The organism is Streptomyces sp. NPDC003635, assembly GCF_053587635.1.
This window is the reverse complement of record NZ_JBSFOK010000023.1, coordinates 94,734-113,827: the sequence shown is the minus strand read 5'-3', so window position 1 is coordinate 113,827 and position 19,094 is coordinate 94,734. Positions and strand designations below refer to the sequence as shown.

Genomic DNA, 19,094 nt, shown 5'->3' with positions numbered 1-19,094 from the left:
TCAGGGTGGCACGGTCGTACGCCTGAGCCAACGGGGCGGGCGCCGGTTCAGGCCCGGGCCGGGACGATCCCCTGCGCCCGCGCCGCCACCAGCCACTTCGGGAACTCGCCGACCAGACGGTCGTACAGCTCGCTGTCGGAGACCTTGCGCGGGTCCTGGCCCGCGTGGAAGAAACCGGCGTTGTCGACTACCCGCTTGGCCGGGACGGACAGCTCGTCGAGCTTGCGCAGATAGTCGAACTGCTTGCTCGACGGGTCCCCGAAGCCGATGAACTGCCAGAACAGCGGCAGCCGCGCCGCCTTGCACAGATACCGTTCCGCGGCGAGCTTGTTGATCGGGCCGCCGTCGGTCTGGAAGACCACCAGGGCGGGTTCGCGGGAGCCGCTGTCGAGGTAGTGGTCGATGACGGCGTCCATGGCGAGGTGGTAGCTGGTCTTGCCCATGTGCCCGAGACCCGCCACGATCCGCTCGATCCGCCCCTGGTGCTCCGCGAGGGCGATGTCGGTCTCGGCGTCGACGTCCGTGGAGAAGAAGACGACCGGCACCCGGCCGTCGTCGTCAAGGTGGGCGGAGAGACCGAGCACCCGGTCGGCGAGCGCCTGGACACTGCCGTCCTTGTAGTAGGGCTTCATGGAGCCGGAGTAGTCGACGACCAGGTACACCGCGGCGCGCAGCCCGTCGAGCCCGTGCTTGGTGAGCGACACCCCGGCGCTCTTGTACAGGCTGACCAGCGCGGGCGCGGTCTCCTCCACCTTGCTGAGACTGATGGCCGCCATGCGGACCCCCCTCGACTCGACCGATCGCCTGCCGAGGTTACGGCACGGGCGACCCTCCTCTCCCGGCATCCACCGCTGTTGGTTATTTTGTTCGCCGCCGTCCCCACCGGCTCAGAACAGTCCCCGATGCCTTCCGAGGAGCCGGCGTGGAACCCGAGTCCGCCGTCACGACCTGCTACCGCCATCCGGCGGTGGAGTCACATATCCGCTGCACCCGCTGCGAGCGGCACATCTGCCCGGACTGCATGCGGGACGCGGCCGTCGGCTTCCAGTGCCCCGAGTGCGTGCGGGAGGGCGCGAGGTCGGTGCGCGAGGCGCGCACGGTCGTCGGCGGCCGGATCTCGCGCACGCCGCTGGTGACGTACGCCCTGATCGCGCTGAACCTGCTGGCGTACCTGGCCGAGGTGGTGCGCCCGGAGATCGTGGAGCGGTTCTCGTTGATCGGGGCCAGGCTGGTGGACCCGGACGGCGTCGCCTACGTCTACCACGCGCCGTACCCTGCGGTCCTGGAGCCGGAGGGTCTGGTCGCCGGGGAGTGGGAGCGCCTGATCACCAGCGCGTTTCTGCATCAGCCGCCGACCGACGGCACGTTCGGGCTGCTGCACGTCGTGGTGAACATGTTCTCGCTGTGGACGCTCGGCCGGGCGGTGGAGCCCATGCTCGGGCGCACCCGCTTCCTCGCCCTGTACCTGCTGTCCGCGCTCGGCGGATCGGTCCTCGTGCTGCTGCTGGACGACCCGGGGCAGTCCACGCTGGGCGCGTCCGGCGCGATCTTCGGGCTGGGCGCCGCCTACTACGTCATGGCCCGGCGGATCGGCGCCGACATGGCGTCCGTCAACCGTTTCATGGCCTTCCTGCTGCTGTGGCTGCTGCTCTCCGCGGGACTGACATCCTGGCAGGGCCACCTCGGCGGCCTGCTGACCGGCGGGCTGGTGGCACTGGCGTACGCCTACGTGCCCCAGGGGCCGCGCCGGGCGGTGGTCCAGGCGGTGTCCTGTGCGGCGGTGCTGGCGCTGCTCGTGCTGGTGGCCGTGGTGAGGGTCGGAGGGCTGAAGTGAGACGTACCGGAATCCTGGCGTTCGCGGCCGTGCCCGTCGCGATCACGGCGGCGGCCTACTTCCTGATGCCGTCCGACTCCGCGCAGAGCCCGGCGAAACCGCCGATCTCGGCGGCGCAGCTCGCCCGCGAGGAGGCCAAGGAGCGGGCCGAGACGGAACGCGCCGCGGACGAGAAGACGATCGCGAGCCTCCCGCCGGGCCTCGCCGACCCCGCCAAGAAGGAACTGGCCCTGAAGATCACGGCCACGGCCGAGTTCTCCAGCCTGAACTGGCGTCTGGGCTACGGCAGCGTCGAGGACAACGGCGACGGCTGCGGCTACACGGCCGGCGTCATCGGCTTCTGCACCGGCACGCACGATCTGCTCGCCCTGGTCGAGCGGTACACGAAGGCCCACCCGGACAACGGCCTCGCCCGCTACCTGCCCGCCCTGCGCGAGGTGGACGGCACGGACTCGCACGAGGGCCTGGACCCCGGCTTCCCCGCGGCCTGGAAGGCGGAGGCGAAGAAACCGGCCTTCCGCCAGGCGCAGGACCAGGAGCGGGACGACGTGTACTTCAACCCCGCGGTCCGGCTCGCCAAGCTCGACGGCCTGGGCACGCTGGGGCAGTTCGTCTACTACGACGCGATGGTCCTGCACGGCCCGGACCCGAGCCCGAACGGCTTCTACGGGCTGCGCGAGCGCGCCCTGCACGAGGCGAAGCTGCCGTCGCTGGGCGGGTCGGAGAAGGCCTACCTCGACATCTTCCTCGACATCCGCGAGCAGGCCATGAAGCGGAAGAAGTCGACCGCGGACACCAGCCGCATCGACACCGCCCAGCGCCAGTGGCTGTACGACGGCAACCTGTCGCTGGCCACGCCGCTCAGCTGGCGGATGTACGGGGAGCCGTATCACGTCCCCTAGGCCCACCGCTCTCTGAGCACCTTCTCGGCCGGTTTCCCGTGCGGGGTGTACGACAGTTTCCTCGGCGTCTGTCCGCTGTCCGGCCAGTCGTCCCACATCCACCAGCAGACGCCGGCCCACCAGCGGCGGCCGGTGAAGGTGTCCAGGAGCGCCCGGTAGGCGGCGGCCTGTTCGTCGGTGTCGGGGCGGCCGCTGACCGTCCAGTCGTACGGGGCGGTCGTCGTCCCGCGCTGGCTGACGTACCCGGCCTCGGTGAACAGGATGCGGCGGCCCTGCTCGCGGGAGTAGGCGGCGAGCCGGTCCCCGATCGGCCGCCAGGACGCGCGCAGCCGCTCGACGGAGCGGGTGGGCCGGTCCGCCAGCGGCCAGTAGGCGTCGACGCCGATCAGGTCGAGCTCGCGCCAGAAGCCGATGCGCCGGTACTCGTCGTAGTTGGCGGCGTAGGTGAGGGTGCCGTCGTAACGGTCGCGGACGGCGGCGATCACGTCGGTCCAGGCGGCCCGGTCGGCGGAGACGCCCGCGAGTTCGGTGCCGACCGCGAACTGCTCGGTCCCCGTGGCGGCGGCGAGGTCGGCGTAGTGGGTGATGAAGCGGCGGTAGGAGGTGAACCAGGCGGCGCGGTCGCGGGGGCGGATCTCGGCGCGGTCGCCGTCCCCGGGCAGGTCGACATGGGGCTTGATCATGACCTGCAGGCCGTGGGCGTGGGCGCGTCGCACGATCCCGCGCAGGCTCGCGTCGCTCGCCGTCTCGTCGGTGCGCCGGATCACCGCGTCGCCCCGGCGGTGCTGGTACCAGGTGGGGGTGAAGGTGACCCAGCGCGCCCCGGTGGCCCTGATGTCCCGGAGGTAGCGGTCCGCGGCGGGGCTCGCGTAGTCGGTGCGGTACCAGGAGGGCAGGGTGATGCCCCGGATCACGGGCGCCTCCTCGCGCTCCGGCTGACATCCGCCCACGGCGAGGAGGACCGCCGCCACGACGGCGACGGTCCTCCCCCTCACTGGCGCCTCACAGGCTCGCGGGGCTGACGAAGGTGTAGCCCAGGGCCTTGATGCCCTCCACGGTCTCCCGCAGCGGCTGGACCGGGAAGTACGGGTGGTAGAAGAAGCTGGCGAAGCCGTCCCGTACCGCCAGGTTGGCCTTGGCCGAGGCGATGAGATCGGCCGGCAGGCGTGGCGGATGGTTGTTGTATTCCTCCGGCTCGTAATTCCCGATGTTTTCGGGAATCACCTTCGTCCCGTACACATCACGCACCACGTACGGGAAGAACTGCCCGATGAATCGGTTCGGATCCGACGCGACCCCGCTGAGGGTTCCGGCGAAATAAAGCGACCGTTCGAGACGGGCAGAGTAATTCGAGCTGAATACCTGGTAGTCGGTCGCCGAACCCGCGTAGTGCGGAGTGGTCCACAGCGTCGGCCTCGGCAGGCCGGCCGCCGCGAACTCGGCGAGCGCGCTGTCGACCCGGCCCTGCGCCCAGGCGGCGGAGTCCCCGGGGATCGGGCCGTCGTAGACCACGCTGTTCGCGGAGTCCACATGGGCCCGGTAGAACTCGAAGTCGTCGCCGCTGACGCCGTTGTAGGGGTTGGCGGTGTTGCCGTACTGGTGGGTGTAGCCGTGGTTCATCAGCACCGCGCCCCGGTCCAGCATGTACTTCAGCGTGTTGACCAGCTGGGGCCGGTCGGTCAGCTCGACCGTCTCCGGGACACCGTTGTTGTACGTGCCGTTCGGGTCCGTGTAGACGGGGATGACGTTGATCCCGTACGGGATCCGCTGCGCGTACAAGTAGTCCGCGATGGCCCGCAGTTCGGAGGGTTCGGAGTTCGGGCTGATGTCCTCCAGCCGGACGACCGCCCGGTGCCGTTCGGTGGTGGCGGGGGCGAGGGCGTCGAAGAGGAGGTCCTCGAAGACGATGACCCGGTCGCTCTCGGAGACGTAGGCGAAGGGGATCTCACCGACGTAGGTGAGGTTGGACGAGCGGATCGCCCAGCCGAAGGTGTGCCCGTTGGAGCTGTCCAGGCCCTCGGCGAGCCGGGTGACCTGCGGATAGCCGGTGCCGGTCAGAACGTTGGGGCGCAGCACCCCGCCGTCCTGCCCGGCCGGGATCTTCCGGGTGAGCGTCTGCCCCTTGTACGTCACCTGCGTGACGGTCCCCACGGAGCCGCCGTCGTCGTAGTACGACGTCGTGGGGTCCCAGCCGTATTTCTGCGCGAACTGGGTGACGCCCACCGAGTTGGCCATGTTCCAGATGTTGGCGCCCATCCAGGTCACGGGCTTGGTGGTGGTCAGCGCGTCCTGGTAGAAGGCGGCCGGGATCGCGTCCGGGACGTCGCAGCAGTAGTAGGTCGAGCCGATGTAGATCGTCGCCGTGTACGACTCCACCAGGCCCGCGGTGTACTGCGAGACCGGCCTCGCCGTCACGCTGCCGAAGTGGCCCGCCAGGTTGGCCGTGGCCATGGCGTACAGCTCGCCGAGGTGCCCGTAGGGGCCCGCCGTGTCGTACAGGACGAGGGTGGTCGGTTCGGCGGCGGGGCCGATGTCGGCCGGGGAGATCAGCTCCGCCTGACGGCTGACCGCCGCGGCCAGTGCGGAGGTGGTCCCGGTAGTGGTCTCGAGGGCCGGGGCGACGGCCGCGGTGGTCTTGGCGCGCGCCCGGTCGTGGCGCGCTCTGTCGGCCTTGAGCTGGGCCTTCGCCCAGGCCTTGAGGTCGACCCGGTTGAGTCCGGACCGGGTGCCGTGCGACGCGCCGTGGTGGCGGTCCGGTCCGCCGGCCGCCTGGGCGCCGGCGGCCAGGAAGGTGCCGCTGAACAGCGCGGCTACGAGTAACAGCAGCAGGGAAAGCCTCGGAAATCCCCTTCTCCGAGGCCCGTTGAGTGGTCTCACGATCAATCCCCCCACTTTGCCAAGCTTTTGGCAAAGAGTTTTTCCAGCAGGAAGTCACCGATTGTTCTCGGCGATCAAGAAGGGTGTCAATGGCGCACCTGTTTTTCCTGAACGCCCTTCTGATGCGCCCCGGCGGTCTGCTACGTTCACCATCGCGCGTTGGGGACGCGCTGTGAAATGTGGGGGGACAATGTACGGACGACCCGCGCTGGGGGCACTGTTGCCTCTGGCAGGGGCCATGGCCGCGCCGGAAGCGATACCCGGACTGCCATTGGCCAAAGCTCTGCAGGCCACGGCGGGAGCCGGATTCCTGCTCTACTGCCTGGCCGCCCTTCTGATACTCATAGCCCGGACGCACCTGCGTAGACAGACCAGAAAAGCGCAGGTCAGCGCCGGGGGTGGCCATGATCATTGAGTTGCTGCTGTGGGCCAGCGTGACCCTGATCGTGCTGGCCGGCTGCTACAACACGAGTCTTTTCCTGCTCTCTCGGCGCAGAATTCGCCGGTCCCGAACCGAGCGGAGAGAACGGTTCTATGTATTCCTGCTCGCCTGTCTGAACGAGGAGCGAGTTCTTTCCGAAAGCCTGGCGCGTATCACCTCGCTGCCCGCCGGGAATTTCATGGCGCTGGTCATCGACGACGGCTCCGACGACCGCACCGCCGAGATCGCGCTGGCCGCCGACCCCGACCGGGTCCGGCTGCACCGGCGCAGGCTCCCGAACGCGCGCCGGGGCAAAGGCGCCGCGCTCAACGACGGAGTGCGCCACCTCAGGGAGTCGGGGCTGCTCGCCGGCCGTGACCCCGGGGACATCGTGCTGTGCGTGGTGGACGCCGACGGCCGTCTCGACCCCCATGTCGTGCAGTCGGTGGACCCCTGCTTCGACGACCCGCGTACGGGCGCGGTTCAGGTCTGCGTCCGGATGTACAACCGTGGCCAGGGGCTGCTCGCCCGCATGCAGGACATGGAGTTCGTCGTCTACGGCGATGTCTTCCAGAGCGCCCGCCGCTTCATCGGCAGCGTGGGCATGGGCGGCAACGGACAGTTCATGCGGCTGTCCGCGCTCGACACCCTGGGCGGGGACGGCCCCTGGAGCGACAGCCTCACCGAGGATCTCGACCTCGGCGTACGGCTGATCGCCAAGGGCTGGACCAACCAGCACTGCACCACCGCCTCGGTCTCCCAGCAGGCCGTGCTCAGCCTGCGCCGGCTGATCCGGCAGCGCTCGCGCTGGTTCCAGGGACATCTGCAGTCGGCCGGGCTGGTCCCGCTCATCCTGCGCGACGTCCCGACCCGTCCGGCGCTGGACCTGCTCTACCACCTGTCCAGCCCGGTGCTGATCCTGCTCACCTCGCTGCTTCCGCTGTCCTTCCTCGTCGCCCTGGGCGCCACCACCGTGGCCTCGATCCAGGAGGGCCAGCCGCTGGTCTCGCCCATGTGGCTGATCGGTCCCTATCTGCTGTCGTTCACGGCCGCGTACGCCTACGGCTTCGTGTACGCCAGGCGGGAGCGGGACCTCGGCCTGGTGCGCTCGGTGCTGCTCGCCCATGTCTTCGTCTTCTACGGCTACATCTGGTTCGCCGCCGGCTGGTGGGGCTTCTGGCGGATGCTCACCGGCAAGCGGACCTGGCTGAAGACCGCGCGCACCTGACACGTCTTCGACCTCCGCCGTCTCTCGTCTCTCTCACCCTTACGCGCGGCCCTGCGACCGCGCGCGCCCAAGGGGGGCTCGCCATGTCCACACCTCCATCCGTCGTGCCCGTACGCGCCATGCTGGTGCTCGGCACCCGGCCCGAAGCGATCAAACTGGCGCCGGTGGCCCGTTCGATGGCCGCCGGCACCCGGTTCGAACCGCTCGTCGTCACCACCGGCCAGCACCGCGAGATGCTCCACCAGATGCTCGGCCTGCTCGGCGTCACCAGCCGGATCGCGCTCGACGTGATGCGCAGCCGCCAGCAGCTGTCCGACCTGACCGCCCGCCTGGTCGCCGAACTCGGTGACGTGATGCGTCTGAAGCGCCCCGACCTGGTCCTGGTGCAGGGGGACACCACGACCGCGCTGGCCGGGGCGCTCGCCGCCTTCTACGAGAAGATCCCGGTCGCTCATGTCGAGGCCGGACTGCGCACCGGTGTCATCGACAACCCCTTCCCGGAGGAGCTCAACCGCAGCCTGATCGGCCGTATCGCCCGCTGGCACTTCGCCCCGACCTCCCGCGCGGCCCGGCATCTGACCGACGAGGGCGTGCCGAAGGAGCAGGTGTTCGTCACCGGCAACACCGTCATCGACAACCTGCTGTGGGTGCTGGCCGAGGGCACCGGCAGCTCCGCCTTCCGCACCCCGGCCAAGCGGATCCTGGTCACCCTGCACCGGCGGGAGAACCAGGGCGAGCGGATGCGCGGGATGGGCCGGGCGCTGCGCCGGCTGGCCGGGCGGGGGGACGTGGAGATCGTGCTGCCGCTGCATCTGAGCCCTGCCGTGCGGGAGGTGCTGCTGCCCGAACTCGACGGACACGACGGCATCTCGCTGGTCGAGCCGCTGGACTATCTCGACTTCGCGGCCACGCTCGCCGAGTGCGATCTGGTGCTGACCGACTCCGGCGGCATCCAGGAGGAGGCCCCGAGCCTCGGCAAGCCGGCCCTGGTGCTGCGGACCACCACCGAGCGCCCGGAGGCGGTGGAGGCGGGCGCGGCCCGGCTGATCGGCACGGATCCGGAGATCATCGAGGGGGCCGCCGGGGAACTGCTCGACGATCCGGTGCTGTACCGGCGGATGGCGGGCGCGGGCAATCCGTTCGGCGACGGGCGGGCGGCGGACCGGGTGCTGGCGCAGCTGGCCGAGGACTTCGCCGCGGATGTCCCCGTCGACGCCACGGTCTGAGGATCGCGAGGGCCATACTCGACGGCATGACTCGCTCACTCCTGCGTGGCGTCCTCCTGGCGGTGACGCTCGCGGGAGTGCTCGTGATCACCCTGACGCAGTGCGCCTCCGACGAACCGTCACCACCGCGGACGCCCTGGGCCGACGGTTCCACGCACGGCCGGTGGCTGTCGGTCTTCAACGGCCACGGCACCAACTCGGGCGACGACGACTCGCTGACGCTGTCGCCGATGCCCGCGGAAGACCCGGGGACCACCCATGCGGGACTCGTGGTGAGTACGGCGTCGTACACCGACGTCCGCTTCGAGGCCCGTATGCGCACGGTGGAGCAACTGCGCGAACCCGACCCCAATCCCTGGGAGGTGCCGTGGCTGGTGTGGGCGTACACCGACCCGGAGCACTTCTACTACGTCACCCTGAAGCCCAACGGCTGGGAGCTCGGCAAGCGCGATCCGGCCTACCCCGGCGGGCAGCGGTTCCTGGCCACCGGGCACGAGAAGTTCGAGGTGGGTGACTGGTCGGAGGTGCTGGTGGAACAGCGCGGGGCCTCGGTCACCGTCACGGTGGGCGGGGAGACCCTGGTGAAGTTCACCGACGCCGAACGCCCTTACCGGGAAGGGAGGGTGGGGGCGTACACCGAGGACGCGTCGGTGCGGTTCGAGGGGCTGAGGGCCCAGGAAAAGTGACGGCGCCTGCCCCGTCGTCCGGTCGGGGACAAAGGGCAGGCGCCATCTGTGTTCCGTACGCCTTTGTACGGGACGTCTCTTGAGCGGTCCTAAAAGGACCGTCAGACCATCAGGGCCCGGTCGGTCGGGCGGATCGGGGCCGGCAGGTCGCTGGCCCCGGTCAGGAAGCGGTCCACGCCCCGGGCGGCCGAGCGGCCCTCGGCGATGGCCCACACGATCAGCGACTGACCGCGGCCCGCGTCACCGGCGACGAAGACGCCCGGCACGTTGGTCTGGTACTCGGCGTCGCGGGCGACGTTGCCGCGCTCGTCGAGGTCCAGGCCGAACTGCTCCACCAGGCCGTTCTCCCGGTCGGTGCCGGTGAAGCCCATGGCCAGGGTGACCAGCTGGGCGGGGATCTTCCGCTCGGTGCCCGGCTTCGGGGTCAGCTTGCCGTCGACGAACTCCACCTCGGTCAGGTGCAGCCACTGCACGTTGCCGTCCTCGTCGCCCTCGAAGTGGGTCGTCGAGACGGAGTAGACCCGCTCGCCGCCCTCCTCGTGCGCGGAGGTGACCTTGTAGAGCATGGGGAAGGTCGGCCACGGCTGGGCGACCGCGTTCCGCTCGTCGTTCGGGCGGGGCATGATCTCCAGCTGCGTCACCGAGGCCGCGCCCTGGCGGTGGGCGGTGCCCACGCAGTCGGCGCCGGTGTCGCCGCCGCCGATGACGACGACGTGCTTGCCCTCGGCCGAGATCGGAGCGGTGACGTAGTCGCCCTCCTGGACCTTGTTGGCCAGCGGCAGGTACTCCATCGCCTGGTGGATGCCGGCCAGCTCCCGCCCGGGGACGGGGAGGTCACGGGCGGTGGTGGCACCGGCGGCGATGACGACGGCGTCGTACCGCTTCTTCAGGTCGGTCGCCTTGAGGTCGCGGCCGATCTCGATGCCGGTCCGGAAGCGGGTGCCCTCCGCGCGCATCTGCTCGATACGGCGGTTGATGTGCCGCTTCTCCATCTTGAACTCGGGGATGCCGTAGCGGAGCAGGCCGCCGATCCGGTCCGCGCGCTCGTAGACGGCGACGGTGTGACCGGCGCGGGTCAGCTGCTGGGCGGCGGCGAGGCCCGCCGGGCCCGAGCCGATGACCGCGACCGTCTTGCCCGAGAGGCGCTCGGGCGCCTGCGGGGCGACGTCACCGGTCTCCCACGCCTTGTCGATGATGGAGACCTCGACGTTCTTGATGGTCACCGCGGGCTGGTTGATGCCCAGCACACACGCCGACTCACAGGGCGCCGGGCAGAGGCGACCGGTGAACTCCGGGAAGTTGTTGGTCGCGTGCAGCCGCTCCGAGGCGGCCGCCCAGTCCTCGCGGTAGGCGTAGTCGTTCCACTCCGGGATCAGGTTCCCGAGCGGGCAGCCGTTGTGACAGAACGGGATGCCGCAGTCCATGCAGCGGCTGGCCTGCTTGCTGATGATCGGCAGCAGGGAGCCGGGGACGTAGACCTCGTTCCAGTCCTTCAGCCGGACGTCGACCGGACGGGACTTGGCGACCTCGCGGCCGTGGTTGAGAAAGCCCTTGGGATCAGCCATTGGTCGCCGCCTCCATCATCTTCTCGGTGATCTCGGTCTCGGAGAGACCGGCTCGCTCGGCGGCGTCCTTGGCGGCGAGCACTGCCTTGTACGTGCTGGGGATGATCTTGCTGAAGCGGTCCACGGCGGTGTCCCACTCGGCCAGGAGCTTCTCGGCGACGGTCGAGCCCGTCTCCTCCTGGTGGCGGCGCACCACGTCGTGCAGCCACTGCTTGTCCGCGTCGTCCAGCGCCTCCACGGCGTCCACGTTGCCGACGTTGACGTTGTCCCGGTTCAGGTCGATCACGTAGGCGACACCGCCCGACATACCGGCCGCGAAGTTGCGGCCCGTCTCGCCGAGGACCACCGCGTGACCGCCGGTCATGTACTCGCAGCCGTGGTCGCCCACACCCTCCGAGACCACCAGGGCACCGGAGTTGCGGACGCAGAACCGCTCGCCGGTCCGGCCGCGCAGGAACAGCTCGCCGCCGGTCGCGCCGTACGCGATGGTGTTGCCCGCGATCGTGGAGTACTCGGCGAGGTGGTCGGCGCCCCGGTCGGGACGGACGACCACGCGGCCTCCGGAGAGGCCCTTGCCGACGTAGTCGTTGGCGTCGCCCTCCAGGCGGAGCGTGACACCGCGCGGGAGGAAGGCGCCGAAGGACTGGCCGGCGGAGCCGGTGAAGGTGATGTCGACGGTGTCGTCGGGCAGGCCCGCGCCGCCGAACTTCTTCGTCACCTCGTGGCCGAGCATGGTGCCGACCGTGCGGTTGATGTTGCGGATGGCGACCTGTGCGCGGACCGGCTGTGCGTCCGTCGCGCTGTCGGCGGACAGGGCGTCGGCGGCGAGCTTGATCAGCTCGTTGTCGAGCGCCTTCTCCAGACCGTGGTCCTGCTCGATCAGCTGGTGGCGGACGGCGCCCTCGGGCAGCTCCGGCACGTGGAACAGCGGGGCCAGGTCCAGGCCCTGGGCCTTCCAGTGGTTCACCGCGCGGGTGACGTCCAGCGTCTCGGCGTGGCCGACGGCCTCCTCGATGGAGCGGAAGCCCAGCTCGGCGAGGATCTCGCGGACCTCTTCGGCGATGAACTGGAAGAAGTTCACGACGTACTCGGCCTTGCCGGCGAACCGGTCCCTGAGGGTCGGGTTCTGGGTGGCGATGCCGACCGGGCAGGTGTCCAGGTGGCAGACGCGCATCATGACGCAGCCGGAGACGACGAGCGGCGCGGTCGCGAAACCGAACTCCTCGGCGCCGAGCAGCGCGGCGATGACGACGTCCCGGCCGGTCTTCAGCTGGCCGTCGGTCTGCACGACGATGCGGTCGCGCAAGCCGTTGAGCAGCAGGGTCTGCTGGGTCTCGGCGAGACCGAGCTCCCAGGGGCCACCGGCGTGCTTCAGCGAGGTCAGCGGGGAGGCACCCGTGCCGCCGTCGTGACCGGAGATGAGCACGACGTCCGCGTGCGCCTTGGAGACACCCGCGGCGACCGTGCCGACGCCGACCTCGGAGACCAGCTTCACGTGAATCCGCGCCTGCGGGTTCGCGTTCTTCAGGTCGTGGATCAGCTGGGCCAGGTCCTCGATGGAGTAGATGTCGTGGTGCGGCGGCGGCGAGATGAGGCCGACGCCCGGCGTCGAGTGACGCGTCTTCGCGACCCACGGGTAGACCTTGTGGCCGGGCAGCTGGCCGCCCTCGCCGGGCTTGGCGCCCTGGGCCATCTTGATCTGGATGTCGTCGGCGTTGACCAGGTACTCGCTCGTCACACCGAAGCGGCCGGAGGCGACCTGCTTGATGCTGGACCGGCGCGCCGGGTCGTACAGGCGCTCCGGGTCCTCGCCGCCCTCACCGGTGTTGGACTTGCCGCCCAGCTGGTTCATGGCGATGGCGAGGGTCTCGTGCGCCTCCTTGGAGATGGAGCCGTACGACATGGCGCCGGTGGAGAAGCGCTTGACGATCTCGGAGACCGGCTCGACCTCGTCGATCGAGATCGGCTGCCGGTCGGACTTGAAGCCGAACAGACCGCGCAGCGTCATCAGGCGCTCGGACTGCTCGTTCACGCGGTCCGTGTACTTCTTGAAGATGTCGTAGCGGCCGGTGCGCGTGGAGTGCTGGAGGCGGAAGACCGTCTCCGGGTCGAACAGGTGCGGCTCGCCCTCGCGGCGCCACTGGTACTCGCCGCCGATCTCCAGCGCGCGGTGCGCGGGAGCGATGCCGGAGGCCGGGTAGGCCTTGGCGTGGCGGGCGGCGACCTCCTTGGCGATGACGTCGATGCCGACGCCGCCGATCTTGGTGGCGGTGCCGTTGAAGTACTTCTCCACGAAGGCCTGGTCGAGACCGACGGCCTCGAAGACCTGGGCGCCGCGGTAGGAGGCGACGGTGGAGATGCCCATCTTCGACATGACCTTCAGAACACCCTTGCCCAGGGCGTAGATCAGGTTGCGGATGGCCTTCTCGGGCTCGATGCCGGGCAGGAAGGTGCCGGCGCGGACCAGGTCCTCGACCGACTCCATCGCCAGGTACGGGTTGACGGCCGCGGCGCCGAAGCCGATGAGCAGGGCGACGTGGTGGACCTCGCGGACGTCACCGGCCTCGACCAGCAGGCCCACGTGGGTGCGCTGCTTGGTGCGGATGAGGTGGTGGTGGACGGCCGCGGTGAGCAGCAGCGAGGGGATCGGCGCGTGCTCGGCGTCGGAGTGCCGGTCCGACAGGACGATCAGCCGGGCGCCGTTCTCGATGGCCGCGTCGGCCTCGGCGCAGATCTCCTCGATGCGCGCGGCGAGGCTGTCGCCGCCGCCGGAGACCCGGAACAGACCGGACAGGGTCGCGGCCTTGAAGCCGGGCATGTCCCCGTCGGCGTTGATGTGGATGAGCTTGGCCAGCTCGTCGTTGTCGATCACCGGGAACGGCAGGGTGACCGAGCGACAGGAGGCGGCCGTCGGGTCGAGCAAGTTGCCGGCCGGGCCGAGGGAGGAGCGCAGGGAGGTGACCAGCTCCTCCCGGATGGCGTCCAGCGGCGGGTTGGTGACCTGCGCGAACAGCTGGGTGAAGTAGTCGAAGAGCAGGCGCGGGCGCTCACTCAGCGCGGCGATCGGCGAGTCGGTGCCCATCGAACCGATCGGCTCGGCACCGGCCTTGGCCATCGGCGCCAGGATGATCCGCAGCTCTTCCTCGGTGTAACCGAAGGTCTGCTGACGGCGGGTGACCGAGGCGTGGGTGTGCACTATGTGCTCGCGCTCGGGCAGGTCGGACAGCTCGATCTCGCCGGCCTCGAGCCACTCCGCGTACGGCTTCTCCGCGGCGAGCTGGGCCTTGATCTCGTCGTCCTCGATGATGCGGTGCTCGACGGTGTCGACGAGGAACATCTTGCCGGGCTGCAGGCGGCCCTTGCGGACGACCTTGGCGGGGTCGATGTCGAGGACACCGACCTCGGAGCCGAGGACGACCAGGCCCTCGTCGGTGACCCAGTAGCGGCCGGGGCGCAGGCCGTTGCGGTCGAGAACCGCGCCGACCTGGGTGCCGTCGGTGAAGGTGACACAGGCCGGGCCGTCCCAGGGCTCCATCATCGTGGAGTGGAACTGGTAGAAGGCACGCCGGGCCGGGTCCATGGAGTCGTGGTTCTCCCACGCCTCGGGGATCATCATCAGCACGGAGTGCGGCAGCGAACGGCCGCCCAGGTGCAGGAGTTCGAGCACCTCGTCGAAGGACGCGGAGTCGGAGGCGTCCGGGGTGCAGACCGGGAAGATGCGGTCCAGCTCGCGCTCACCGAACAGGTCGGTGACGAGCTGCGACTCACGGGCGCGCATCCAGTTGCGGTTGCCCTTGACGGTGTTGATCTCACCGTTGTGCGCGACGAAGCGGTACGGGTGGGCGAGCGGCCACGACGGGAAGGTGTTCGTGGAGAACCGGGAGTGCACGAGCGCGATCGCGGAGGCGAAGCGGCGGTCGGACAGGTCCGGGAAGAAGGGCTCGAGCTGGCCGGTGGTCAGCATGCCCTTGTAGACGATGGTGCGGGCGGACAGCGACGGGAAGTAGACGCCGACCTCGCGCTCGGCGCGCTTGCGCAGCACGAAGGCCTTGCGGTCGAGGGCGATACCCGTGGCGGCGCCGTCGGTGACGAAGACCTGCCGGAAGGCGGGCATCGTGGACCGGGCGGTGGCGCCGAGCAGTTCGGGAGCGACCGGAACCTCACGCCAGCCGAGGACCGTCAGGCCCTCCTCACCGGCGATCGTCTCGATCCGTGAGACGGCCTCGGCCGTCCCCTCCTCGGGCAGGAAGGCGGTACCGACGGCGTACGCGCCCGCCGCGGGCAGCTCGAAACCGGCGACCTCGCGGAAGAAGGCGTCCGGCACCTGGGACAGGATGCCCGCGCCGTCACCCGAGTCGGGCTCGGAGCCGGTGGCGCCGCGGTGCTCCAGGTTGCGCAGAACCGTGAGCGCCTGCTCGACCAGCGCGTGGCTCGCCTCGCCGGTGAGGGTGGCCACGAAGCCGACGCCACAGGCGTCGTGCTCGTTGCGGGGGTCGTACATACCCTGCGCAGCAGGGCGAGCATCCATGAACGACCAGTTCTGGCCATTCGCGGAATGCTGGGACGGCTGGCGCGGCGTACGCATCGGCTCTCCCGTCGTCGTCAGTGGCATGTTCAGGTGCCGAGGGACGACGTTGGCCCTCTGCGTGTGATCTGCGCTGTCACAGGCGCTGAGATCAAAATTTCGTGCAGGTTACATGATGGAGCGATTCTCGGGAACCGGATACACCGTTCCAACATGCGGACGCCTCGGGGTGACGGCGGGGCCGCGCGCGGCGGCCGGAAAGTGATGGGGACCGACAAGGACAAGATCGATCAGATCGGTGCCAGTCGGTGGTGGCGAGGGGAGCGTCGTCGCCCACCTCGCACAGGTGCGCGGCAGGCACCATTGCCCACAGCGCTTACGGCTCATGCCCGGTGGTTAACCATTCGAAACCAGCGAGTAACGGCTACTTATGCGGCCCAACGCATAAGTTCCAGCCTCGCTATCCTACGGCCGTTCCGAACAGACTGCCCAGGGCGTACGTCACACCGGCGGCGGCACCACCCAGGGCAAGCTGCCGCAAACCGCTGTACCACCAGCTCCGCGCGGTCACCTTGGCCACCACGGCACCGCAGGCGAACAGCCCGAAAAGGGCGAGCAGCACGGCGGGCCACAGCGCGGTCGCGCCGAGCAGATACGGCAGTACGGGGAGCAGGGCGCCCAGCGCGAAGGAGCCGAAGGACGACACGGCGGCGACGGTGGGCGAGGGCAGGTCGCCCGGGTCGATCCCCAGTTCCTCACGGGCGTGGATTTCCAGGGCCTGCTCGGGATCCCGGGAGAGCTGCCGGGCGACCTCACCGGCCAGAGCGGGCTCGACCCCCCGGGCCCGGTAGAGGGCCGCCAGCTCCGCCTCCTCGTCCTTCGGGTGCTTGCGCAGCTCCCGGCGTTCGACGTCCAGCTCGGCTTCGACGAGCTCGCGCTGCGAGGCGACGGAGGTGTACTCACCGGCGGCCATGGAGAAGGCGCCGGCGGCAAGTCCGGCCAGCCCGGTGAGCACGACGGTCTGATGACTGACCTGACCGCCTGCGACACCTGTCATCAGGGCGAGGTTGGACACGAGCCCGTCCATGGCACCGAAGACCGCGGGCCGCAGCCAGCCGCCGTTGACATCGCGGTGGGTGTGGTTGTCGCGGTGGGCTTCGTGGAGTGGAGCCTCGGTCTCGATGATGGCCATGTGCGGGGTCCCCCTCGACTTAGGAAAGGCTAAGTTTGGACAAGTTCCATTCTTCGACAACCCCAAATCTACGCTGTACATTCCCTCCCCGCCAGCAAGGAAAGGCTGGGCTTACCTGGGGCTTTGCGGTCGAGCGCTCATTCGATCGAATAGCTGCACAGATGTCGACCGGGTGACGCTGAGACCGGGCAGGCTCTGCCGTCGGCCTCCCGTGGCAGACATCCGCAAAGGGTTCCGCGCCCTTCGCGGAGCCCCCGGAGGAGAGGCCGCGTATGGCATCGATCGCCTGCATCCCCTCGGTTCCGGCGCCGGGGGACGCCGCCGAACTCCGCGACCGGGCGCGCGGCGCGCTGCTGGGCCTGGCGGTGGGCGACGCCCTGGGCGCCCCCGCGGAGAACATGAAGCCGTCCGAGATCCGCGCCCGCTGGGGCCGCATCACGGGCTACGTGGCGGACACCCCCTCGGGCACGGACGACACCGAGTACGCGATCTTCTCGGGCCTGCTGCTGGCCCGCCACGGCTCGGCGCTCACGCCGGCGCATGTGGAGGCGGCATGGCACGAGTGGATCGCGGACCGGGAGGAGGGCCCGTTCCGGGGCGCGGGCTTCAGCGAGCGCGGCACGCTGGAGAACCTGCGGCGGGGCCTGGTGGCGCCCATCTCCGCCCAGCATCGCCACGCCTGGAGCGACGGCCTGGCGATGCGGGCGGCGCCTTTCGGCGTGTTCGCGGCGGGCCGCCCGGCGGAGGCGGCCCGGCTGGTGGCGATCGACGGCTCGGTGAGCCACGAAGGCGAGGGCATCTACGGCGGCCAGGCGGTGGCCGCCGGGGTGGCGGCGGCGATGGCGGGGGCGCCGACGATCGCGGTGGTGGCGTCGGCCCTGGCGGTGGTCCCGGACGACTCCTGGACGGCGAGGTCGCTGCGCAGGGCGGTGGCGGTGGCCCACCGGGGCGAACGGGCGGTCCGCTCCGCGGTGGTGGTCGGCGGCTACCCCTGGACCGACCTGGCCCCCGAGGCGGTCGCCCTGGCCTACGGCGCCTACGCGGCGGCGGACGGTGACTTCGTCCGGTCGGTCCTCACGGCGGTGAACATGGGCCGGGACGCGGACACCACGGCAGCGGTGGCGGGCGCCCTGGCCGGCGCGACGGAGGGCATGGCGTCGATCCCGAAGGACTGGGCATCGGCCATCGGCCCGGCACGGGGAACCTGCCTCCCGGCCATGCGCGGCCACCACATCCTGGACGTGGCCGACCTCCTGACGAAGGAGGCCCACGCATGAGACCACCGGGTCCCTTGGACGAGGGCGCGATGTCAGCCCGCCCGGCGCTCGCGGAGGACGCGACCACACTGCAGAACGCCGCCACGGCAATCCCAGCCCGTCCGGCGTTTGAGGACGAGGCCCCTTCAGGGCCGACGGGGGTCCAGGGGGCGGAGCCCCCTGGGAGCGGGGCCGCAGGGGCAGCCGCCCCTATGGGCGTCTCCCCTCTGGAGCACGGACGGGTAGGGGCGGCGGGGGCGGAAAACGCCCGCCGTACCGAAGGCCTGCTGCTCGGCCTCGCCGCGGGCGACGCCGCCGGCTGGCCCGCCGCACGGCACCGCGCCGCCCGCATGCCCGAATGGACCCGCCGCCTCACCCGCGAACTGGACACCTTCGCCGAACAGAACGCGACCACCACCCTCCCCGTCCCCATCGCCCTCAACCAGCCCCCCGAGCCCCTCCGCCTGGGCCCCTCCGACGACGCGGAATGGGCCGCCTTCGCCGCGGAGGCCCTCCTGCGCGCAGGCGACGACACCGTCCTCGCCGACCTCAGCCGTCACCGCCGTACCCGCGCGGCCATCGACCTCACCTGGAACGCCGTGGCCAGTGAGGTGGCCGCCGCCGCGGACCGCGCGCCCGAGGTCGAATCCGCCGTCCTCCCCCTGCGCGCCCGCATCTCCGTCCGCGCGGGACTCGGCAACCTCGCCACCGGCCTGCGCCCGCCCGCCACCGGCCACGACAACCCCCACTACTTCGACGACGCCGCCTGCGTCCGCGCCTGCGTCCTCGCGGTGGCCCACCCCGGCGACCCCCAACAGGCAGCGGAACTCGCCGAGTTCGACGCCCGCTACACCCAGGACGGCGACGGAGTCCACGGCGCCCGGGCCATGGCGGCGGCCCTCGCCCTGGCCCTCTCCGGCGCCGACACCACCGCGTGCGTCACCGCCGCCCTCCAGCAGCTCCCGCCGGAGACCGAGATCGGCCGCAACGCCCGCCACGCCCTTACCCTCGCCGACGCCGCCGACAGCGCCTTCGCCCTCGTCCCCCACCTGGAACACCAGATCGTCGACCACGTCTACAGCTACGGCATCGCCGCCGCCGAGACGGTCCCCGTGGCCCTCGCCCTCACCACCGCCGCCCACGGCCGCATCGCCGAGGCGCTCCCCGCCGCCGCCTGTCTCTCCCGCGTCGCCGACTCCGCCCCCGCCCTCGTCGGCGCCCTCACCGGCGCGCTGTGCGGCGGCGCCGCGATCCCCGCTTCCTGGCGCGACGCCTGCCGCACCCTCTCCGGCTGCACGCTCCCCCGGCTCACCGGTACGGACCTCGTGGAACTCGCCGAGCTCCTCGAAGCCACACAACCGGCCAGGGCAGGAGGATGATTC

13 protein-coding genes are annotated in these 19,094 nt (G+C 70.5%); 7 read left to right on the top strand and 6 right to left on the bottom strand.

Going from position 1 to position 19,094, the window contains the following annotated elements; genetic code table 11:
* Positions 1–47: 47 nt before the first annotated feature.
* Positions 48–776 (bottom strand): vWA domain-containing protein, encoded by a 729-nt coding sequence (locus tag ACWDRW_RS22305; protein ID WP_451725591.1) that lies wholly within the window; start codon positions 774–776, stop codon positions 48–50.
* A 146-nt stretch (positions 777–922) separates the two neighbouring features.
* Here ACWDRW_RS22305 and ACWDRW_RS22300 point away from each other — a divergent pair, with 146 nt between their 5' ends.
* A complete protein-coding gene (locus ACWDRW_RS22300; protein ID WP_451725589.1) occupies positions 923–1,834 on the top strand; it encodes a rhomboid family intramembrane serine protease in 912 nt (303 codons plus the stop codon).
* A complete protein-coding gene (locus ACWDRW_RS22295; protein WP_451725588.1) occupies positions 1,831–2,736 on the top strand; it encodes a chitosanase in 906 nt (301 codons plus the stop codon). Before ACWDRW_RS22300 ends, ACWDRW_RS22295 begins: the two co-directional genes overlap by 4 nt.
* On the opposite strand, the gene ACWDRW_RS22290 is transcribed toward ACWDRW_RS22295, so the two are convergent.
* Positions 2,733–3,707, bottom strand: a complete 975-nt coding sequence (locus ACWDRW_RS22290; RefSeq protein WP_451725586.1) for a glycoside hydrolase family 113 — start codon at positions 3,705–3,707, stop codon at positions 2,733–2,735. The genes ACWDRW_RS22295 and ACWDRW_RS22290 overlap by 4 nt on opposite strands.
* A 31-nt stretch (positions 3,708–3,738) precedes the next feature.
* The gene (locus ACWDRW_RS22285; RefSeq protein ID WP_451725584.1) at positions 3,739–5,613 is read right to left on the bottom strand and encodes a DUF2334 domain-containing protein; all 1,875 of its coding nucleotides are present in this window, start codon (positions 5,611–5,613) and stop codon (positions 3,739–3,741) included.
* A 404-nt stretch (positions 5,614–6,017) separates the two neighbouring features.
* On the opposite strand from ACWDRW_RS22285, the gene ACWDRW_RS22280 reads away from it, so the two are divergent.
* From ACWDRW_RS22280 to ACWDRW_RS22270, 3 genes are all read left to right on the top strand, one after another.
* Positions 6,018–7,262 (top strand): glycosyltransferase family 2 protein, encoded by a 1,245-nt coding sequence (locus ACWDRW_RS22280; RefSeq protein WP_451725583.1) that lies wholly within the window; start codon positions 6,018–6,020, stop codon positions 7,260–7,262.
* 83 nt (positions 7,263–7,345) lie between these two features.
* Positions 7,346–8,488: a non-hydrolyzing UDP-N-acetylglucosamine 2-epimerase gene (wecB, locus tag ACWDRW_RS22275; RefSeq protein ID WP_451725582.1), complete on the top strand. Its 1,143-nt coding sequence runs from the start codon at positions 7,346–7,348 to the stop codon at positions 8,486–8,488.
* Between the two features lie 26 nt (positions 8,489–8,514).
* Complete coding sequence (locus ACWDRW_RS22270; protein ID WP_451725581.1) at positions 8,515–9,174, top strand: family 16 glycoside hydrolase; 660 nt, start codon at positions 8,515–8,517, stop codon at positions 9,172–9,174.
* Between the two features lie 101 nt (positions 9,175–9,275).
* On the opposite strand, the gene ACWDRW_RS22265 is transcribed toward ACWDRW_RS22270, so the two are convergent.
* The 3 genes from ACWDRW_RS22265 to ACWDRW_RS22255 form a co-directional block, all read right to left on the bottom strand.
* Entirely contained in the window at positions 9,276–10,739 is a 1,464-nt protein-coding gene (locus ACWDRW_RS22265; RefSeq protein WP_451725580.1) for a glutamate synthase subunit beta, read from the bottom strand.
* Positions 10,732–15,324: a glutamate synthase large subunit gene (gltB, locus tag ACWDRW_RS22260; RefSeq protein ID WP_451725579.1), complete on the bottom strand. Its 4,593-nt coding sequence runs from the start codon at positions 15,322–15,324 to the stop codon at positions 10,732–10,734. The genes ACWDRW_RS22265 and gltB overlap by 8 nt, the downstream gene beginning before the upstream one ends.
* Positions 15,325–15,724: 400 nt before the next feature.
* The gene (locus ACWDRW_RS22255; protein ID WP_451725578.1) at positions 15,725–16,456 is read right to left on the bottom strand and encodes a VIT1/CCC1 transporter family protein; all 732 of its coding nucleotides are present in this window, start codon (positions 16,454–16,456) and stop codon (positions 15,725–15,727) included.
* Between the two features lie 272 nt (positions 16,457–16,728).
* Between ACWDRW_RS22255 and ACWDRW_RS22250 the strand changes: the two genes are divergently transcribed.
* Entirely contained in the window at positions 16,729–17,733 is a 1,005-nt protein-coding gene (locus ACWDRW_RS22250; protein ID WP_451725576.1) for an ADP-ribosylglycohydrolase family protein, read from the top strand.
* Positions 17,734–17,924: 191 nt separating this feature from the next.
* Positions 17,925–19,091: an ADP-ribosylglycohydrolase family protein gene (locus ACWDRW_RS22245; protein ID WP_451725575.1), complete on the top strand. Its 1,167-nt coding sequence runs from the start codon at positions 17,925–17,927 to the stop codon at positions 19,089–19,091.
* Positions 19,092–19,094: the final 3 nt, after the last annotated feature.

What these genes read in the sequence shown, in the direction of transcription:
- ACWDRW_RS22305 (WP_451725591.1), bottom strand. Translation starts at nt 776, where the DNA reads ATGGCGGCCATCAGTCTCAGCAAGGTGGAGGAGACCGCGCCCGCGCTG.
- ACWDRW_RS22280 (WP_451725583.1), top strand. Translation starts at nt 6,018, where the DNA reads ATGATCATTGAGTTGCTGCTGTGGGCCAGCGTGACCCTGATCGTGCTG.
- wecB (WP_451725582.1), top strand. Translation starts at nt 7,346, where the DNA reads ATGTCCACACCTCCATCCGTCGTGCCCGTACGCGCCATGCTGGTGCTC.
- ACWDRW_RS22270 (WP_451725581.1), top strand. Translation starts at nt 8,515, where the DNA reads ATGACTCGCTCACTCCTGCGTGGCGTCCTCCTGGCGGTGACGCTCGCG.
- ACWDRW_RS22265 (WP_451725580.1), bottom strand. Translation starts at nt 10,739, where the DNA reads ATGGCTGATCCCAAGGGCTTTCTCAACCACGGCCGCGAGGTCGCCAAG.
- gltB (WP_451725579.1), bottom strand. Translation starts at nt 15,324, where the DNA reads ATGCGTACGCCGCGCCAGCCGTCCCAGCATTCCGCGAATGGCCAGAAC.
- ACWDRW_RS22255 (WP_451725578.1), bottom strand. Translation starts at nt 16,456, where the DNA reads ATGGCCATCATCGAGACCGAGGCTCCACTCCACGAAGCCCACCGCGAC.
- ACWDRW_RS22250 (WP_451725576.1), top strand. Translation starts at nt 16,729, where the DNA reads ATGGCATCGATCGCCTGCATCCCCTCGGTTCCGGCGCCGGGGGACGCC.
- ACWDRW_RS22245 (WP_451725575.1), top strand. Translation starts at nt 17,925, where the DNA reads ATGGGCGTCTCCCCTCTGGAGCACGGACGGGTAGGGGCGGCGGGGGCG.